At 74.9% G+C, this 358-nt stretch carries 1 protein-coding gene; it reads left to right on the forward strand.

Features of this window, described 5'->3' with window-relative positions; translation table 11 throughout:
• The coding region (locus ADK36_RS14735; RefSeq protein WP_159391152.1) for a hypothetical protein at window positions 1-358 on the forward strand (358 nt) is incomplete at both ends.

Here is a 358-nt window from a genome sequence, read left to right on the forward strand (position 1 = left end):
CGGCCCCGAACAACTCGCCGAACTCCGGACGTTGGGTGACATCGTCGGTTTCGTCACCGGACTGTCCGAGGGCCCCGCAACCGACGTGCACACGACTGTAACCAAGGCGACCGCGACCAACCCGCTCGCATCGGACCCCCCCTCGGCCCCGCCACCGGCGGGGATCGGCCGGGGTCACGCCGCGCTGCTGGACCTGCCGGTCCCGGACCGGCTCGTCGGCGCTTTCCCGCAGGGCGCGACCGCGCTCGTCGTGGACGAGGGCAGTACGGCCGCCGAGGTCACGGCGGCCCGGCTCGGCGCGGCGGGCTGGCAGGTGCGGGTGCTGCGCCTGCCGGGTGTGCCGCAGCGTGTCACCGGA

It is taken from the genome of Streptomyces viridochromogenes (assembly GCF_001270495.1).
Lineage (GTDB): Bacteria > Actinomycetota > Actinomycetes > Streptomycetales > Streptomycetaceae > Streptomyces > Streptomyces viridochromogenes_A.